Genomic DNA, 18,970 nt, shown 5'->3' with positions numbered 1-18,970 from the left:
TTTTCTTTTAGGAGTGAATTGATATGAAAGAGCTAGTACTAGATATAGCAAAGGCTCTTGTCGATAATCCAGAGGCAGTTGAAGTAGAGGAAACTTTTAATGATGGAGAAACTATCTTAAAATTAAAAGTAGCCCCTGATGACATGGGTAAGGTTATCGGTAAGCAGGGTAGAATAGCTAAAGCTATAAGAACTGTTATAAAATCTGCTTCAAATAGAGACCACAAAAAGGTTACTCTTGAAATAATATAAAGGATTAGGTATTAACCTAGTCCTTTTTGTATATACTGTGTATATATTACGCAAAGATAAAGCATAATTTTTAAAGAAGGTGAGATTATGGAAAATAAATTAACTCATTTTAAAATAGGACAAATAGTAAAAACACAAGGTTTAAAAGGTGAAGTAAGAATTTACTCCACAACGGATGATATATATAGATATGACGACTTGGATACTTTTTATATAGGAAAAGACCTTGATACAGAATATAAAGTACAAAATGTTAGATATAAAGGTAACTTAGTTATAATGAAAATAAAAGGAATAGATACAGTAGAAATGGCTGAAAAGATAGTTAACAAAAATATCTATGTATCTAGAGAAGAGTCAAAAGAATTAGATGAAGACGAGTTCTTTATTGCTGATATGATTGGTATAGACGTTTATACAGTAGATAATAAACATGTAGGTGTATTAGATGATGTTTTACAATATGCAGCTAATGATGTTTATGTAATTAAAGGTGAAGATAATAAAGAATATCTTATACCAGCTGTTATGAAGTTTGTACCTGAGATAGATATAGAAGAAAGAAAAATGATAATAGACCCTATAAAGGGAATGTTAGATTAATTTTAAGGTGATATTATGAGATTTCATATAATGACACTATTCCCAGAAATATTCAACTCTTATATGAATGAGAGTATAATGAAAAGAGCTGTAGAAAAAGGTATTATTGAAGTAAACATATACAATATAAGAGATTTTTCTACTAATAAGCATAAAAAGGTAGATGATTATCCTTTTGGAGGTGGAGCAGGTATGGTAATGACTCCACAACCAATATATGATACATATAAACATATTACAGATAAGTTTGATATAAAAGATCCTAGAGTTGTATATTTAACTCCTAAGGGTAAAGTTCACAATCAAAATATAGCTAGTGAAATGTCAACATTTGAAGATGTAATACTTTTATGTGGGCACTATGAAGGAATAGATCAAAGAATTATTGATTCTATAGTTACCGATGAAATATCTATAGGAGATTATGTATTAACAGGAGGAGAACTTCCTGCACTAATTCTTATAGACTCAATTTCAAGGCTTATACCAGGTGTATTAAGTCAAAATGAATCCTTTGAAGAGGAATCATTTAAAGATGATTTATTAGAGTACCCTCATTATACTAGACCTAGAGAATTTATGGGAATGGAAGTTCCGGAAGTTTTACTATCTGGAAATCATAAGAAAATAGATGAGTGGAGACATGAGAAATCTATTGAAATAACTAAAGAAAGACGTCCTGATTTATACAAAAAAGCTTGTAAATAAATAGGACATATAGTATAATAAAATCTGTTGAAAAAATAAAACGGGCGTTCCTCTGCTTACAAATGGTCAAGTAATTAAGAGCGTCTATGATACCAGGAGGATTAAAATGAACGAAATATTAAGATCATTAGAGCAAGAGCAATTAAAAAATGAAGTTCCTAACTTTGGACCTGGGGACACTGTAAAAGTACACGTTAGAATAGTTGAAGGAAAAAGAGAAAGAATACAAATATTCGAAGGTGTTGTATTAAAGAGACAAGGTGGAGGAGCTAGAGAAACTTTCACTGTAAGAAAAATATCTTTCAACGTTGGAGTAGAAAGAACATTCCCTGTTCATTCTCCAAAATTAGAGAAGATAGAAGTAACTAGAAAAGGTAAAGTAAGAAGAGCTAAACTAAACTACTTAAGAGGTAGAGTAGGTAAAGCTGCTAAGATAAAAGAAGCTAGATAATAAACTTTACTATACAGGGGACTGAGATTTCAGTCTCCTTTTTTACTATTAATTAGATTAAAATAAATTTTTATAAATATAAATTATAAGTTTAGATAAAATAATTTGTGTTTTTAATATTAGAAAAAGGAGAAAATATATGAAAATACAAAGAATGACAGATGAATACTTAAGAGATGATAGTTTACATATAAACTGGTATCCAGGGCATATGAAAAAAACTAAAGACTTAGTAAGAAACAACTTAAAATTAGTCGATGTTGTTGTAGAACTTTTAGATGCAAGAATACCACTTAGTAGTAGAAATCCTGATATAGATAGATTCGTTGGAGATAAACCAAGAGTTGTAGTTTTAAACAAAAGTGATATATCAGATCAAAATAAATTAAATCAATGGGTTGATTATTACAAAAAAAGAGGAATAAAAGCTATCCCAGTAGATACTTTAAAGGGAAAAGGCGTAAATAAAATAATAGAAGAATGTAAAAATGAAACTAGAGAAAAAATGGAAGCTTTAGTTAAAAAGGGAAGAATAGAGAGACCTATAAGAATAATGATAGTTGGAATTCCAAACGTAGGTAAATCTTCTCTTATAAATAAGCTTACAGGAAGAAAAAGTACTCAAACAGGAGATAAGCCAGGAGTAACTAAAGGTAAGCAATGGGTTAAGCTAAAAGGTAACTTAGAGCTATTAGATACTCCGGGTATATTATGGCCTAAATTTGAAGATGAAGAAGTAGCTTTAAAATTAGCATTTTGTAGAGCTATAAAAGATGAAGTTTTAGACGTGGACACTTTAGGTCTTAAATTAATAGAGAAATTAATGGAAATAGAACCAGAAAAATTAAAAGAAAGATATAAACTGGAAGAGCTTGGAGAAACTCCTATAGAAACTATGGATAAAATAGGAATTAAAAGAGGTCTTATTTTGAGAAAAAATGAGTTGGATTATACAAGAATTGCAACAACAGTTCTAAATGAATTCAGAGATGGTAAGATGGGAAGAATAACTTTAGAAGTACCTAAAGATATGATTGATTGTTAAAGCGATAAAAAAAATAGAGATTAGATAAAAAAATAGAATCCTTCAAAGTCAGTATTTTCACTGTAAAGGGGCTATTTTTATAAAGTCTAAACTCTATTTTTTTTCATTTATACATAAGCCATAAAAAAAAATTTTTATGATAAAAATTTAACTTAAAGGCTGAAATATTTGGAATAACTTAACTCTAGAAATATGTAATTTTAGACAGAATATTCATAATATTTTGTATATTGACAATATTATTGACAGTTAGAAAAAAGTATCATATAATATTTTCAGAATATTTAATCTAAATAAAAAGAAATTTTTTAGGGGGCTTTAATATGAAAAATACGAACAAAGATATAATTATAGTGGGATTTGCACTTTTTGCTATGTTCTTTGGAGCAGGAAATCTTATCTTCCCACCATTTTTAGGACTTATATCTGGTGAAAGTTGGATGACGGGATTCTCAGGATTTATATTAGCTGACGTAGGACTAGCATTACTAGCTATAGCAGCAGCAGCAAAATGCGGAGGAGATGTTAATAAGATTTTAGGAAGAGCAGGTAAATCTTTATCAAAAGTTGTAGGAATAGCTATAATGATTTGTCTAGGACCTTTATTAGCAATACCTAGAACAGCAGCTACAACATTTGAAATGGGTGTACAACCTATAATAGGAAATGCTGTATCTCCAGTAATATTCTCTATAATATTCTTTGCAATAGTGTTATTACTTACAATAAGACCATCTAAGGTTGTAGATATAATAGGAAAAGTGTTAACACCAGCATTACTTGTTGCGTTAGCTCTTTTAATAATAAAAGGTATAATAACACCATTAGGACAAATAAGCCCAGACACTTTAGTAGACAACGTATTTTCAAATGGAGTATCACAAGGATATCAAACAATGGATGCGTTAGGAGCAGTTGCACTTTCAACTATAATAATTGCATCTTTACACAATAAAGGATATGAAAGTAACTCAGAAAAAGTGAGTTTAACAATAAAAGCTGGTATAGTAGCAGGAGTAGCTTTATGTTTTGTTTATGGAGGACTTACATTCTTAGGAGCAACTATATCTCAAAACTTTGCAGGACAAGATATAAGCTCAATATCTCAAGCTTCATTAATAGTTGGAATAACAGAACAATTACTTGGATATCCAGGTAAAGCTATACTAGGAATAATAGTAGCTCTAGCTTGTTTAACAACAGCTATAGGATTAACATCAGCTACAGGACAATATTTCACTAAAATTACTAACAATAAATTAAAATATGAAGTAGTAGTAGTTGTTGTATGTGTATTCAGTGCTATAGTATCTAACTTTGGAGTTGACACTATAATTAAATTCTCAGCACCAATACTTGATATGGTTTACCCAGTAACTATACTACTAGTAATAACAACATTATTTAAAGATCAAATTAAAAATGATAATGCTATAAAAGGTGCAGCATATGTAACTTTAATAATAAGTATATTAGGTGTAGTTAATTCATTAGCTAAAACTTATGGATTACCAGTACACATACCATTCTTAGAAGTATTACCATTTGCTAAGATAGGATTTAACTGGATAGTACCTGCAATAGTAGGTGGAATATTAGGAAACTTTGTTAAGACAAGTAACTGCATGAGTGTAGAATACGAATAATAAAAGTTAATATAAGAAAGTAAAAAGTCGTTGATAAAACTATCAACGGCTTTTTGTATTAGTAACAAAAACATCTTTTGTCTGATTTTATAAAATCTATAAATTTACGGTTTATATTACTTCTTTTAATACTTATATCTCCAACTAGCTTAGGAAAAGAATATCTGATAGGATTAGTAGTTTATATATTTAATAAATGGGAAAACTTACAATGAAAATAATGTTGCGCACGCAACTAAAATATATTATAATAACTTTAAAATAAATAGACTTGATAAACAAAGAAAATTAAAAATATGATATTAAAAATTTTAAGGTTATAAAATAATTTTACTTAGGAGGAAAATTTATGAAGGTTAATATATTACATTTTTCGGGAACAGGAAACACAAAATATGTAGCAGATTATTTAGGTGAAAAATTAGTTAATACTGGACATGATGTTAAGATTAATGGTATAGATACAAATCCTACTATAGATGAAGATGTAGAACTTTTAATTTTAGGAGGACCGATTTATGCAGGTAATGTACCTGAAAAAATGATAAGATGGATACTTAGAAACATAAAAAACAAAAATGCAAATTGCATAGTATACTCTACCTCAGCGGGTCTTAAAAATGCTAATGGAGTTGACTCTTTAGCAAAGAAGTTAGATAAAAAAGGATACAATATTTTAGCTAAAGAAACATATGTAATGCCTAGAAATTTTTACTTTGGAAAATATCCTAAAAACACAACGCAAGAAGTAAATGATATGATAAAAAACACAAATAAACAAATGGACATTTTAGTTGATAGATTGAATAAAGGAAAATTATATTTAGCAGATACAGAAAATAAAGGAGTTTTAGGAAAAGATTTATTAGCAGAAACTTTTTCGGTGATGGCTAAATTCATGGGAAAAAATTTCTCGGTAGATGAAGATTGCGTTAAGTGTGGTATATGTGTAAAAAATTGTCCAGAAAAAAATATAATATTTGATGATAATAAGGAAATAAAATTCTTAAATAAGTGTATGCTATGTACAAGATGTATACACAATTGTCCTAAAAATGCTATAAATTATAAAAATAATAAATATGCACAATATAATTTAAACAGTTATATAAAAAAATAAATTATTTAATGTTTAATATAGCGTTTAAAAAGTGTATTTATATAAGAACGTTTATAATTTATAGTTTGGAGGTATAGTATGAAGAAAATCATAAAAAGAGATGGCAGTATCGAAAAATTTAGTAAAGTAAAAATTGCAGATGCAGTTTATAAATCAACAATAAATAGTGAAAAAGGAATAGATAAAAATCTAGGAAATGAAATAGCAAATAAAGTTGAGAAAAATTTTGAAAACAGTGATAAGTCTTTAAATGTTGAAGAAATTCAAGACTTAGTAGAAGTATTACTTATGGAATCTAATAGAAAAGATGTAGCAAAACACTATATTTTATATAGAGAAAAAAGAGCTAATATAAGAAAAAAACCTTGGGATATGGATGAATTACAAAAATCTATATGGAAAAATAAATATAGATATAATAAAGAAAACTTTGATGAATGGATAAACAGAATATCTGCTAAAAATACTAGAATAGGAAAGTTAATAAGACAGAAAAAGTTTTTATTTGCAGGTAGAATTTTAGCTAATAGAGGATTATATAAAGATGGATTAAAAGTTACATACTCAAATTGCTACGTTTTAGAACCACCAAAAGATAATTTAGAAGATATATTCGATACAGCAAAAAAACTTGCAAGAACATTTAGCTATGGTGGTGGAGTTGGAATTGATATATCTAAATTAAGACCTAGAGGAGCTAAGGTTAATAATTCTGCTAAAAATACAACTGGGTCAGTTTCATTTATGGAATTATATAGTATGACTACAGGATTAATAGGTCAAAGAGGAAGACGTGGAGCACTTATGATTTCAATGGAAGTAAGTCATCCAGATATAGAGGACTTTATAGATATAAAAACGGATTTAACTAAAATAACAAAAGCTAACATATCAGTTAGAATAAATGATGAGTTTATGAAATCTGTTGAAAATAATGAAACTTATAGATGTGAATTTATAGTAGAAGGAAATAATGAACATGTTATAAAGAAAGTAGATGCTAAAAAGTTATTCATGAAATTATGTAAAAATAATTGGGACTATGCAGAACCAGGAATATTATTTTGGGATAATATAAAGAAACATCATCTTATGAGTGAAGATAAAGAATTTGCCTATTCAGGAGTAAATCCTTGTGCAGAAGAGCCATTGCCAAGTGGGGGAAGTTGTTTACTAGGGTCTATAAATTTAGCTGAGTTTGTAATACAACCATTTGGGACAAGTGCTACGTTTGATAGTAATAAATTTAAAGCGTGTGTTAGAGAGTCTGTAATAGCTCTAAATCAAGTTTTAGATGAAGGCCTGGATTTACATCCATTACAAGAACAAAAGACAAGTGTTGATAAATATAGACAAATCGGATTAGGTGTTATGGGTATAGGGGATATGCTTATAAAAATGAATATGAGATATGGGTCTGATAAATCAATAGATCTATGTAAATTCATAGCTAGAACAATGCTAAATGAAGCAGTTAAACAGTCATCATTACTAGCAAAAGAATATGGTCCATTTAAAGAATATAAAAAAGAAGCTATTTTAAAATCTAAATTTTTCAATGATAATATAGATGATGATATAAAAGAATTAGTTAAATTATATGGACTTAGAAACTCTCAACTTCTAACTATACCACCTACTGGATCTATATCTACTATGTTAGGAATAAGTGGTGGAATTGAACCTATATTTAACATTTCGTATATAAGAAAAACTGAAAGTTTACATGACGAAGATGTATATTACAAAGTATATACTCCTATAGTAAAAGAATATATGGATTTAAAAAATATAACTGATGAAAAAGATTTACCTGATATATTTGTAACAGCTATGAATTTAGATTATGAAGATAGAATAAAAATGCAACAAGCATGGCAAAAATATATTGATGCATCAATTTCATCTACTATAAATCTTCCTTATGAAACAACAGTTGAAGATGTGTATGAAATTTATATTAAGGCTTGGAAACACAACTTAAAAGGAATAACTATATTTAGAGATGGATGTAAACGAAGTGGAGTACTTATAAATGAAAAACCTAAAGATCAAAAAGAAGAAAATGATGAAAAAGAAGAAATATGTGTAACTGAAGATAATAAAAATGAAAAATTCATATGCCCAGAGTGTGGAAATGAACAAATGGCAAATACAGGAGGATGTAGTATTTGCTTAAAGTGTGGATACAGCGGGTGTAATTAATAAAATTTAAAATTAAAGTGCTTAAATTTATATTAAGCACTTTAATTTTTTGATAAAATATAAAGTAAAGATAAAAAATAAGGAGATAAAAGATGAAAGATAAAAGTGTTAAGGAAATAAATGCAATTATTGACTCGATAAGCACAGATGAGTATTTAAAGTATATAGACATTTTAAAGGATGATGAGAGAAAATCAGTTAAAAATATAGCTATAAAATTAGCTAAAAAACTAGATAAAATAAGAGCGGAAAATGAAAGATTAGAGCTTATAAACACATTTGAAAATGAAGGATATGAAAACGGATATACATATATTGGAGGAATAGACGAAGCAGGTAGAGGTCCACTAGCAGGTCCTGTTGTTGCAGCTGTTGTAGTTTTTAAACCAGGAACTAAGATAGAAGGTATAAATGACTCTAAAAAATTGAGTGAAGCTAAAAGAGATGAATTATTTGATATAATAAGAGATCAAGCTCTTGATTATGGAATAGGTATAGTTCAAAGAGAAGAGATAGATGAATATAACATATTAAATGCAACATATATGGCGATGAAAAAAGCTATAAACTGCTTGAAGAAAGCACCAGATTATTTATTAGTTGATGCTGCACATGTTCCAGATGTGAGTATAGATCAAAAGTCTATTATTAAAGGTGACTCTAAATCTATATCTATAGCTGCAGCTAGTATATTAGCAAAGGTTACAAGGGATAGTATAATGTATGAATATGATAAAATGTATCCTGAGTACGGGTTTGCTTCTCATAAAGGATATGGAACAGACCAACATTACAAAGCTATTAGAGAGCATGGAATAACAACTATACACAGAAGAAGTTTTTTAAAAAATATATTATAGTGATATAATTTAATTATAAACTATGCTAAGGGAGAGGTTTTTATGGACTATAAAGAAATGTTAAAACAAGCAAGAGAAAATCTAAATGGAAGCTGTAGAGTTTGCAAAGTTTGTAATGGAGTAGTTTGTGCAAGTGAAGTTCCTGGAATGGGAGGGAAAGGGACTGGAAGTGCATTTATAGAAAACTATGAAAGCTTAGATAAAGTAAAATTAAATATGAGGGTTATTCATAATGTGAAAAATCCAGACACAAAAGTAGAAATGTTTGGGAAAAAAATGAAAGCTCCTATATTTGCTGCGCCTATAACAGGCACAACACTTAATATGGGTGGTAAGTTAAGTGAAAGAGAATATATAACTAGTGTTGTAGATGGATGTTTAAAAAATGAAATTTATCCTATGGTAGGAGATACCGCAGTAGATGAATTTTTAATAGAAAACTTAAGAGTAATAAAAGAGTTTGATGGAAATGGAATAGTATTTATAAAGCCTTGGGAGAATTCAGATATAAAAAGAAAGATTAAATTAGCTGAAGAAGCTGGAGCATTTGCAGTAGGAGTAGATATAGATGCATGCGGACTAGTTACTTTATCTATGCATGGTAAAACTGTAGAACCAAAGTCAATTGATGCTATAAAGGATTTAAAAGCATCTACAAACCTACCGTTTATATTAAAAGGTATAATGACTAAGGAAGATGCTTTAATGGCTGTAGAAGCTGGTGTAGATGCTATAGTTGTATCTAACCATGGAGGTAGAGTTTTAGACCATACTCCAGGAGTATGTGATGTACTTGAAGATATAGCTTCAGCTGTTAAAGGTAAGGTTACTATACTTGCAGATGGAGGAGTTAGAACTGGGGTTGATGTGGTCAAAATGCTAGGACTTGGAGCAGATGGAATTTTAATAGGAAGACCATTTGTGACAGCTTCATTTGGCGGACTTAGTGAAGGTGTAGATATGTATGTTAAGAAGGTTATAAATGAAATTGAATCTACTATGATTTTAACAGGGTGTCAAACTATAAAAGATATAGATGAGAAAGTAATATTTAAAAAAGCATAAATTAAAAAAGCTATCTCAAAATAGCGTATTAGTAAAAAGGTTAAAACGTAAGGTTTGCTCCTAAAGCTGGAAAGATGCTTTAAAAGTCGCTAAACTTTACATTTTAACCTTTTACTATATTGTTTTATTTTGAAATAGATTTTTTTATTTTGCCACATTTATAATGTCGGAAGAGCCTATTATAGATGTAGTGTTATCGTATGATTTTTTTGCCTTATCAAGTGGTAAATTATCTATTTTAGAAAGTTGTTTTTCGTTTATTAAAGGTATTATTTCATATGTAAGTTTACCATTTTTGTTGTTATATTTATTAACCCATGTAGGTATGTATTCAACATTTGAAATTTTAGTTTCTCCGGTATTTAAGTTTTTATTTATGCCTATGTTGGCAATAACACCATCTTCAGTATATTTTTTATTTAAAATTTCATTTCTTTGATTGCTTAAGAAGTTTCCTAATGAATATATAACCAAAGTCTCATTATCATTTTCATCAGATTTTATCATTTCAATAGGTTGGACCATATGAGGATGAGAACCTATGATTATATCAACTCCATAGTCACATAATTTTTTAGCTAACTCTTTTTGAAACTCATTAGGTTGTCTTGTGTATTCATCGCCCCAGTGTAGTATAACAACTTGAAGATCAGACTCTTTATTATTCATAACATCTAAAGTATCTTTAATTTCATTAAAGGCTATATCTACATAACTTGAGTTGAAAATATTTAAATTATTAAGGTCATTATAATCTATATTCAATCCATTAAGTGCTGTAGTACTTCCATACACTTGTCCATATGAGTAAGCAGTTATACCTAGCTTTACTCCATCAACGTCTTTTATTAAAAAGTTTTCGTCTTCATCATTTTTTTGAGTACCGACATGTTCTAGGTCTTTAGAATTTAAAACATCTAATGTTCTATAAACTCCATCAGAACCCCTATCATATGTATGATTGTTTATTGTGGATACTATATCCACCCCACTATCTTTTATTGCATCAGCCAATTCATCAGGTGAATTGAATTTTGGAAATGAGCTGTACTTTGCCTTAGGACCAGCTAAAGTTGTCTCTAAATTTGCTATAGCTAAATCTGAATTAGATATATATGGTTTTACATATTTAAAGTTATTATTGAATGAATATGTATTATTATCTTTATCAAACTGAGCTTTTAATTGATCATCGTGAGCCATTATATCCCCTATTGCACTTATAGTTATATTTTTTACACTACTATCATCATTTGCTATTTTTGTTGCATTAATTTCGAAAACCTTTCCTTTAAATATATTTACTGCTAAAAATGACATTATAAAAAATAAGCACAATGAAATTGCAGAAATTATAATAATTTCACTTTTCTTATTTTTTAGTTTCCTTTTCTTTGATGTTCTCTTCATACTTCCTCCAAATGCCCAAAATTAATATATATTAAATCATAATCTTATGAAAACTAATTATCAAGGCTTAAAAAGTTACATTTAAAAAATTGTATACTAAACAACAGTATTGACTATACTTTATAAAAAAATCAAAATAAAAGGTAATTTTTATGAATAATATACAAAAAGGTAGTTTAGGTGAAAAATTAGCAACAAATTATTTGAAATCTAAAGGAGCTTACATATTAGAAAACAACTACAAATTAAAATTTGGAGAAATTGATATAATAGTAAAATTGAATGAAGAATTGGTATTTGTAGAAGTAAAAGCAAGAAGTAATATAAACTTTGGATATCCATCAGAAGCTGTAAATTATAAAAAGAAAATGAAGATAAAAAATGTTGCTAAATATTATATAGTTAAAAATAAATTAGAAAAAGTTCCAATAAGGTTTGATGTTATTGAAGTTTATTTGAAAAATAACGAAATAAACCATATTGAAAATGCTTTTTAATAGTAATAAAAAAAGAGGTAATAAAATGTTAAGTATTATAAACTCAAGTACCTTGGTAGGTATTGAAGGAATAATAGTAGAGGTAGAAGTTGATATAACTAATGGAATACCAAGTTTCAATATTGTTGGATTAGCAGGAGCATCTATAAAAGAATCTAGAGAACGGGTAAAGTCTGCAATATTAAATAGTGGATATAAATTTCCTAATTCAAGGATAGTGGTAAACTTATCTCCTGCAGATATGAAAAAAGAAGGAGCTTACTTCGACTTACCTATATCCATAGGAATACTAAGAAACTTTATAAATGAAAGTGATGAATATTTAAATGAAAGCTTATTTATAGGAGAACTATCATTAGATGGAAAATTGAGAAAAGTAAAAGGCATTTTATCTTTAGTTATAAATGCTAAGAATAAGGGTATAAAAAGAGTGTTTTTACCTAAAGAAAATGAAAGAGAAGCTTTATTTGTAAAAGAAATAGAAATAATACCTATTGAAACATTGAAAGAGTGCATAGGATTTATAAATAAAGAAATAGATATAAAGAAAGAAAAAATAAAATTTATTCAAAGTAAAGAAAATTATGATGAAGATTTTTCAGATATAAAAGGAAACTATTTTGTAAAAAGAGGAGCAGAAATAGCAGCTGCAGGTAATCATAATTTTTTAATGATAGGACCTCCTGGATCAGGAAAGACTATGATTGCAAAAAGAATGATAACAATACTTCCAAGTATTAATGAAGAAGAAACACTGGAAGTAAGTAAGATATATAGTGCAGCAGGACTTTTAAAATCAAATGAAGGAATTGTTTTAAATAGACCATTTAGATCTCCTCATCATACTGCAACTAAACAGGCATTGATAGGAGGTGGCGTTGATGCAAAACCTGGAGAAGTTGTACTAGCACATAGAGGGATACTTTTCTTAGATGAGATAGCTGAATTTGATAGGAAAATATTAGAAACTCTAAGGCAACCAATAGAAGATAAATATATAAATATATCAAGAGTAAAGATCAATTTTAAATATCCATGTAATAGTATGTTTATAGGAGCAATGAATCCATGCCCATGCGGATACTATATGTCAAATACAGAATGTAAATGCAGTACAAGCGATATAAATAGGTATTTAGGTAAAATTTCAGGGCCTCTATTAGACAGATTTGATATGTTTATAGAAGTAAACTCTATACCTTATGAGGAATTCAATAGTAATAAAAAAGAAGAGAGTTCAATAGACATAAAACTAAGAGTAGAAAATGCAAGGAAAATTCAAAAAGATAGATTTAAAAATGATGTTATAGATTTTAATAATGAGATTAAATCTTCTAAATTAAATTTATATTGTAGGTTAAATGATGAAGCTGAGGAAGTATTGAAGTTAATTTTCAATAAATATAGGCTAGGAAATAGGAGTTACACAAAGTTAATAAAAACTGCTAGGACTATAGCTGATTTAGATAATAAAAAATTAATTGAACAAAACCATGTGCTAGAGGCATTTTCATTTAGAAAAGCTTACTATAATTACTTTATGAATGAATAAATATGTTTTAATTTAGAGGTGAGTTATGAATAAGAAAGATATATACTTATGGTTATTGTCTATAGGAGGTATAGGAAATAAAACTATAGAAAAAATTGAAGACAGTGTAGATGATATAGAGGAGCTTATGGACCTACCTGATAAAGAGATACTAAAAATTGAAAATTTAAATTTAAATATTAAACAGAATATAGTAAAATATAAAAGTCGCGCTTATCTAGATTCGCTAAAAGAGGAGTTATATAAGCATGAGGTAAGCTATATAGGAAAGAATGAGAGTACATACCCTTCTAAATTAAGACATATTTACAATGCTCCTAGTGTACTCTTTTACAAAGGAGATGTAAATCAATTAAATAAGTTATCTTTAGCTATGGTAGGATCTAGAAAACCTACATCTTATGGAGTTTGGTGTGCTCAAAGTTTAAGTGAAGAATTATCTAACTATAATATAAACATAGTAAGTGGCATGGCTATGGGCATAGATGAACATTCTCACAAAGGATGTATTAAAGGATCATCAAAGACTGTAGCTGTTCTAGGATCAAGTGTAGAGAATCCACTTCCTAAGAAAAATTTTAACCTATCTAATAAAATATTAGAAGATGGAGGTCTTTTAGTATCAGAATACAATGTAGGACATCCAGTGGCTCCATCAAATTATCCAGCTAGAAACAGAATTATAAGTGGGTTAAGTGATGGGGTTATAGTAGTAGAGGCAACAAAGAAAAGTGGAGCATTAATAACTGTTGACTTTGCACTTGAACAGGGTAAAAACGTTTTTGCAATTCCAGGTAATATTAACTCAGACATGAGTAAAGGTTGCCATATGATAATAAAAGATGGTGCAAAGCTTGTTGATGATATAGAAGATATAATAAATGAATATAATTTAAAAAAATTTAACAAAATAGCTAATAATAGCAATAGCAATGGATTAACATATGTACAGCAAAGCATTTTTGATATTATTAAAACAAAAGGAAGCTTGCATATAGATAGAATTTGTGATTATACTAATATGAATATACAAGATATAAATTGCATTTTAAATATGCTTGAAATAGAAGGTAAGATAATAGAAATGCGAAACAAGATATATAGTGTAAAATAAAAATTGTGGGGGTGTGGATATATGGCAAAAAGCTTAGTCATCGTTGAGTCGCCTGCAAAAGCTAAAACCATAGAAAAATTTTTAGGAAAAAGTCATTATACAGTAAAGGCATCTGTAGGGCATATAAGAGATTTACCTAAGAGTAAATTAGGAGTAGATATAGAGAATAATTTCGAGCCTCAGTATATAAATATAAGAGGTAAAGGGGATGTAATAAAGGAATTAAAAAAAGAAGCTAAAAAAGCAAAACAAGTTTTTCTAGCAACCGACCCCGATAGAGAAGGAGAGGCTATATCTTGGCATCTAGCACATATATTATCATTGGATGAGACTGAAAATTGTAGAATTGAATTCAATGAAATAACTAAAGATGCTATAAAAAAAGCTATAAAAAGTCCTAGAAATATTAAACTAGATTTAGTAGATGCGCAGCAGGCAAGACGTGTTTTAGATAGATTATTAGGATACCAAATAAGTCCTATACTTTGGCAAAAAGTTAGAAAAGGGCTTAGTGCAGGTAGAGTTCAATCTGTTACAACAAAATTAATATGTGATAGAGAGAAAGAAATAGAAGCTTTTGATCCAAAAGAATATTGGACAATAGAATTAGATGCTAAAACAAAAGAAGGTAAGGAAGTTACCTTAAAATATTATGGAGAAAATGATAAAAAGGTAGAACTTGAAAACGAAGGTCAAGTAAATGAAATACTAGAAAAAATAAAAGGTAAAGATTTAACTGTACATAGTATAGAGTCAAAATCAAGAAGAAAATCAGCTCCTAAGCCATTTACAACAAGTATGTTACAACAAGAAGCTGCAAATAAACTTGGTTTTACAACTAAGAAAACTATGATGGTAGCACAAGAATTATATGAAGGTGTAGATATAGACGGAGAAGGAACTCTAGGTTTAATTTCATATATAAGAACTGATTCAAAGAGAATATCAGAAGAAGCTAAAGAAAAAGCTAAAGAATTTATATTAGAAGAATATAGTGAAAAATATTATAAATTTGAAGAAAATAAAAAAGCTAAAACTGAGTCTAAAAAAGTTCAGGATGCTCATGAAGCCATAAGACCGACATCTGTAGATAGAACACCAAGCAACATAAAAGCATCTCTAAGTAGAGATCAATATAAGTTATATGATTTAATATGGAGAAGATTTGTTGCAAGTCAGATGGAAGACTCAGTATTTGATACTTTAAATTTAACTTGTAAAGTAGATAATCTAATATTTAAGGCCACAGGATCAACATTAAAATTTGATGGTTATACTAAAGTATATAATTTTACAGATAGAGAAGATAAAATTCTTCCAACTGTTTACGAAAAAGATTTATTATCATCAGAAGAAGTTAGACCTTCTCAACATTTTACGCAACCGCCAGCTAGATATACAGAAGCTAGTTTAGTAAAAACTTTAGAAGAACTAGGTATAGGAAGACCATCTACTTATGCACCAACAATAGCTACTATATTAAATAGAGAATATGTTGAAAAAAATGCATCTAGTTTATGCCCAACTGAGTTAGGGAAAATAGTTACTAATATATTAGAAGAAAACTTCCAAAAATTTGTTGATGTAGATTTTACAGCACAGATGGAAAATATGCTAGATGATGTTGCAGAGGGAGATACATACTGGAAAGAAGTTGTAGCAGATGTGTATGCACCACTAAAAGAGGCTATAGAAGTAGCGATTGAAAATATTGAAAAAGTAAACATGGATGAAGAAACTGATGAAATTTGTGAAAATTGCGGATCTAACATGGTTATAAAATATGGAAGATTTGGTAAGTTTATAGCTTGTAAGAATTATCCAGAATGTAAGACAACTAAACCACTAGTAAATAAGGTAGGGGTAAAGTGTCCTAAATGTGGAAAAGGTGATATAATTCTTAGAAAATCAAAAAAAGGTAAGGCCTTTTATGGATGCTCGAATTATCCAGAGTGTGATTTTATATCATGGAACAAACCTACTGGAGAATTATGTAGTGAATGTAATTCATACTTAGTAGAGAAGGTAACAAAATCAGAAACTAAGGTAATTTGTTCTAATAAAGAGTGTAAAAAAGAGAAAAATTTAGAAAATAATGATAAAAGCAATGAATAATGTCAAATAATGTGTCTAAAACCAATTTATAGTATTGAAAAAGATTTGAAATTATGATAATATGACAGTGCTAAAGTAAGAACGTTAAAATAATATAAATGTATTAAGGGTATAAAAGTGGCCAAACTTCATGAGGAGATGATAATAGATGGCAAGTGAAATGCTAGAAAAAACAAGAAAAATTAATAAAACATTACAAACTAGTGGTGGAAGTAATGTGTCATTTAATTTATTAGCTGAAGCATTAGGTGAAGTTTTAAGTTCGAATGCTTATGTTGTAAGTACTAAAGGTAAAATATTAGGTGTTTACCTTAATGTTGAAAAAGACAGCTCAGTTATAGAAGATGAAAAAACACATAAAAAGATGTTCCCAGAAGCATATTCAAAAAATATATTAAAAATAAACGAAACAAAAGAAAACTTAACTGGGACAGAAATGATAGAACTTCTTCCATACGAAGAAGATAGAAAAGAAAAATATTTAACAATAGTTCCAATATTATGTAGTGGACAAAGATTAGGTACATTAATACTTGCGAGATACGACCAAATGTTTACAGATGACGACTTAGTAATAGCAGAATATAGTGCAACAGTTATAGGTCTTGAAATATTAAGATCTATAGGTGAAGAGCTAGAAGAAGAAATGAGAAAGAAAGCTGTAGTTCAAATGGCTATAGGAACATTATCATATTCTGAATTAGAAGCTGTAGAGCATATATTCGAAGAATTAAGCGGAAGAGAAGGACTACTTGTTGCAAGTAAAATTGCAGATAGAGTTGGAATAACAAGATCTGTAATAGTAAATGCATTAAGAAAGTTTGAAAGTGCAGGGGTTATAGAATCTAGATCTCTAGGAATGAAAGGAACTCATATAAAAGTTCTTAACGACAAATTAATAGAAGAATTAGAAAAGTTAAAGTCTAATTAATTATAAAAGATAAGACATCCATAAGGATGTCTTATTTTTTTTTCATAAATAATCATTAAATCTAACTAATTGTAATATGTATTAATATACAAGTATTTAGGAGGGATTTAATGATTACGTCAATGGCGGCTAAACATGCTATTTGGCCAAAAGAAGAAGATATGATATTCAATTTATCTAAAAGGGCACAAATATGTGAAAAAGAAAATGGAAAAGAAAATGTTATAAATGCTACTATAGGAGCACTTATGGATGATAAGGGAAACCTTATAACTTTAAAGTCAGTTTATGATGAATATAAAAACTTAGACAACAAACAAATAGCGGCATATGCTCAAATTGCAGGGCAAAGCGACTATATAGAAGCAGTAAAAAAAGCTTGTTTTAAAGAATTTATGCCAAACAGCAATATAAGAGTAGTTGCATCTCCAGGAGGATCTGGATCTATAAAGTTAGCAGTTTTTAATTATACAGAAAAACAAGAAACTATACTTGTACCAGATTGGTATTGGGGACCATATAAAATTATTTGTGAAGAGATAAATAGAAATATTACAAACTATGAATTATTTAATAAAGAAGGCAATTTTAATTTTGAATCATTTAAAGATCAATTTATAAATTTATCACAAAAACAAGATAGAATTTTTTCTATATTTAATACACCAGCTCATAATCCAACTGGATATACAGTTTCTGATGAAGAGTGGGACAAAATATTAAATTTATGTAAGCAAACTGTAAAAGATACAAATAAAAAAATAACTTTATTTGTAGATGTAGCATATATAGATTTTTCAGGTAAAGGATCTAATGATACTAGAAGATTTTTCAAAAAGTTTGAAAATCTACCTGAAAACATATTGGTAATTATAGGGTTTAGTATGTCAAAAGGATATACGGCATATGGAATGAGAAGTGGGGCTTGCTTATGTGTATCTAGTAATAAAGATATAGCTGATGAATTTTATTATTCATGCTCACATTCTGCAAGAGCAAATTGGTCAAATTGCAATAGAGGGGCTATGGAGTTATTAACAACAATTATAAATGATGAAGAAAAGCTAAAAAGATATGAAGATGAAAAAAATTCATATAAATCAGTTTTAAAAGAAAGAGCTAAAGCATTTGTAGATGAAGCTAGAGATATAGGGTTAAATATACTTCCATATAGAGATGGATTCTTTGTAAGTATACCTTGTAAAAGTCCTATGAAAGTATGTGAAAAAGCAATAGAAAGCAATTTATATACTATACCGTTAAAAATGGGAGTAAGATTTGCTGTATGTGCTGTAAATAAAGAAAAGTGTAAGGTTGCACCTAGGATTTTAAAAGAAGCAATTGACTTAGTTGATTAAATTTAAAGTAGAAAAACTTAAAGATTATAAAAATAGGGG

At 28.5% G+C, this 18,970-nt stretch carries 17 protein-coding genes; 16 read left to right on the top strand and 1 reads right to left on the bottom strand.

All coding sequences use genetic code 11. The features are described from left to right. Window positions 1-23 precede the first annotated feature (23 nt). The 10 genes from ACN6I1_RS11100 (at window position 24) to ACN6I1_RS11055 (ending at window position 9,954) form a co-directional block, all read left to right on the top strand. Window positions 24-251, top strand: a complete 228-nt coding sequence (locus ACN6I1_RS11100; RefSeq protein WP_021429642.1) for a KH domain-containing protein — start codon at window positions 24-26, stop codon at window positions 249-251. Between the two features lie 87 nt (window positions 252-338). Beyond that, a complete protein-coding gene (gene rimM, locus ACN6I1_RS11095) occupies window positions 339-854 on the top strand; it encodes a ribosome maturation factor RimM (protein WP_419741970.1) in 516 nt (171 codons plus the stop codon). A gap of 15 nt (window positions 855-869) precedes the next feature. Continuing rightward, the gene (gene trmD / locus ACN6I1_RS11090; protein ID WP_419741969.1) at window positions 870-1,562 is read left to right on the top strand and encodes a tRNA (guanosine(37)-N1)-methyltransferase TrmD; all 693 of its coding nucleotides are present in this window, start codon (window positions 870-872) and stop codon (window positions 1,560-1,562) included. Between the two features lie 106 nt (window positions 1,563-1,668). Continuing rightward, window positions 1,669-2,013, top strand: a complete 345-nt coding sequence (gene rplS / locus ACN6I1_RS11085; protein ID WP_021433783.1) for a 50S ribosomal protein L19 — start codon at window positions 1,669-1,671, stop codon at window positions 2,011-2,013. Window positions 2,014-2,152: 139 nt separating this feature from the next. Then, the gene (gene ylqF, locus ACN6I1_RS11080; RefSeq protein ID WP_226887891.1) at window positions 2,153-3,058 is read left to right on the top strand and encodes a ribosome biogenesis GTPase YlqF; all 906 of its coding nucleotides are present in this window, start codon (window positions 2,153-2,155) and stop codon (window positions 3,056-3,058) included. Window positions 3,059-3,381: 323 nt separating this feature from the next. Further along, a complete protein-coding gene (gene brnQ / locus ACN6I1_RS11075; protein ID WP_053831720.1) occupies window positions 3,382-4,704 on the top strand; it encodes a branched-chain amino acid transport system II carrier protein in 1,323 nt (440 codons plus the stop codon). Between the two features lie 349 nt (window positions 4,705-5,053). After that, window positions 5,054-5,824: an EFR1 family ferrodoxin gene (locus tag ACN6I1_RS11070; protein WP_419741968.1), complete on the top strand. Its 771-nt coding sequence runs from the start codon at window positions 5,054-5,056 to the stop codon at window positions 5,822-5,824. Window positions 5,825-5,902: 78 nt separating this feature from the next. After that, on the top strand, window positions 5,903-8,029 hold the full coding sequence (locus ACN6I1_RS11065) for an adenosylcobalamin-dependent ribonucleoside-diphosphate reductase (RefSeq protein ID WP_419741967.1): 2,127 nt from the start codon (window positions 5,903-5,905) through the stop codon (window positions 8,027-8,029). A gap of 92 nt (window positions 8,030-8,121) precedes the next feature. Beyond that, a complete protein-coding gene (locus ACN6I1_RS11060; protein ID WP_021429635.1) occupies window positions 8,122-8,889 on the top strand; it encodes a ribonuclease HII in 768 nt (255 codons plus the stop codon). A 42-nt stretch (window positions 8,890-8,931) separates the two neighbouring features. Next, window positions 8,932-9,954, top strand: a complete 1,023-nt coding sequence (locus ACN6I1_RS11055) for an alpha-hydroxy-acid oxidizing protein (RefSeq protein WP_220796635.1) — start codon at window positions 8,932-8,934, stop codon at window positions 9,952-9,954. A 144-nt stretch (window positions 9,955-10,098) separates the two neighbouring features. Here the strand turns inward: ACN6I1_RS11055 and ACN6I1_RS11050 are convergent, their stop codons facing one another. Then, window positions 10,099-11,364 carry a CapA family protein gene (locus ACN6I1_RS11050; RefSeq protein WP_419741966.1) on the bottom strand — a complete coding sequence of 422 codons (1,266 nt, stop codon included), beginning with the start codon at window positions 11,362-11,364 and terminating at the stop codon, window positions 10,099-10,101. Between the two features lie 152 nt (window positions 11,365-11,516). On the opposite strand from ACN6I1_RS11050, the gene ACN6I1_RS11045 reads away from it, so the two are divergent. From ACN6I1_RS11045 to ACN6I1_RS11020, 6 genes are all read left to right on the top strand, one after another. Further along, window positions 11,517-11,861 carry a YraN family protein gene (locus ACN6I1_RS11045; RefSeq protein ID WP_021429588.1) on the top strand — a complete coding sequence of 115 codons (345 nt, stop codon included), beginning with the start codon at window positions 11,517-11,519 and terminating at the stop codon, window positions 11,859-11,861. A 25-nt stretch (window positions 11,862-11,886) separates the two neighbouring features. Beyond that, complete coding sequence (locus ACN6I1_RS11040; RefSeq protein ID WP_419741965.1) at window positions 11,887-13,413, top strand: YifB family Mg chelatase-like AAA ATPase; 1,527 nt, start codon at window positions 11,887-11,889, stop codon at window positions 13,411-13,413. A gap of 25 nt (window positions 13,414-13,438) precedes the next feature. Next, a complete protein-coding gene (gene dprA / locus ACN6I1_RS11035; RefSeq protein ID WP_419741964.1) occupies window positions 13,439-14,527 on the top strand; it encodes a DNA-processing protein DprA in 1,089 nt (362 codons plus the stop codon). 21 nt (window positions 14,528-14,548) lie between these two features. After that, a complete protein-coding gene (topA, locus tag ACN6I1_RS11030; RefSeq protein ID WP_419741963.1) occupies window positions 14,549-16,642 on the top strand; it encodes a type I DNA topoisomerase in 2,094 nt (697 codons plus the stop codon). Between the two features lie 148 nt (window positions 16,643-16,790). After that, window positions 16,791-17,573, top strand: a complete 783-nt coding sequence (codY, locus tag ACN6I1_RS11025) for a GTP-sensing pleiotropic transcriptional regulator CodY (protein ID WP_021429555.1) — start codon at window positions 16,791-16,793, stop codon at window positions 17,571-17,573. 110 nt (window positions 17,574-17,683) lie between these two features. Then, entirely contained in the window at window positions 17,684-18,931 is a 1,248-nt protein-coding gene (locus ACN6I1_RS11020) for an aminotransferase class I/II-fold pyridoxal phosphate-dependent enzyme (protein WP_419741962.1), read from the top strand. Window positions 18,932-18,970 lie beyond the last annotated feature (39 nt).

This window comes from Paraclostridium dentum (assembly GCF_048568265.1).
Classification (GTDB): domain Bacteria; phylum Bacillota; class Clostridia; order Peptostreptococcales; family Peptostreptococcaceae; genus Paraclostridium; species Paraclostridium dentum.
The sequence above is the reverse complement of the archived record's forward strand: the minus strand, read 5'-3'. Positions and strand labels throughout refer to the sequence as shown.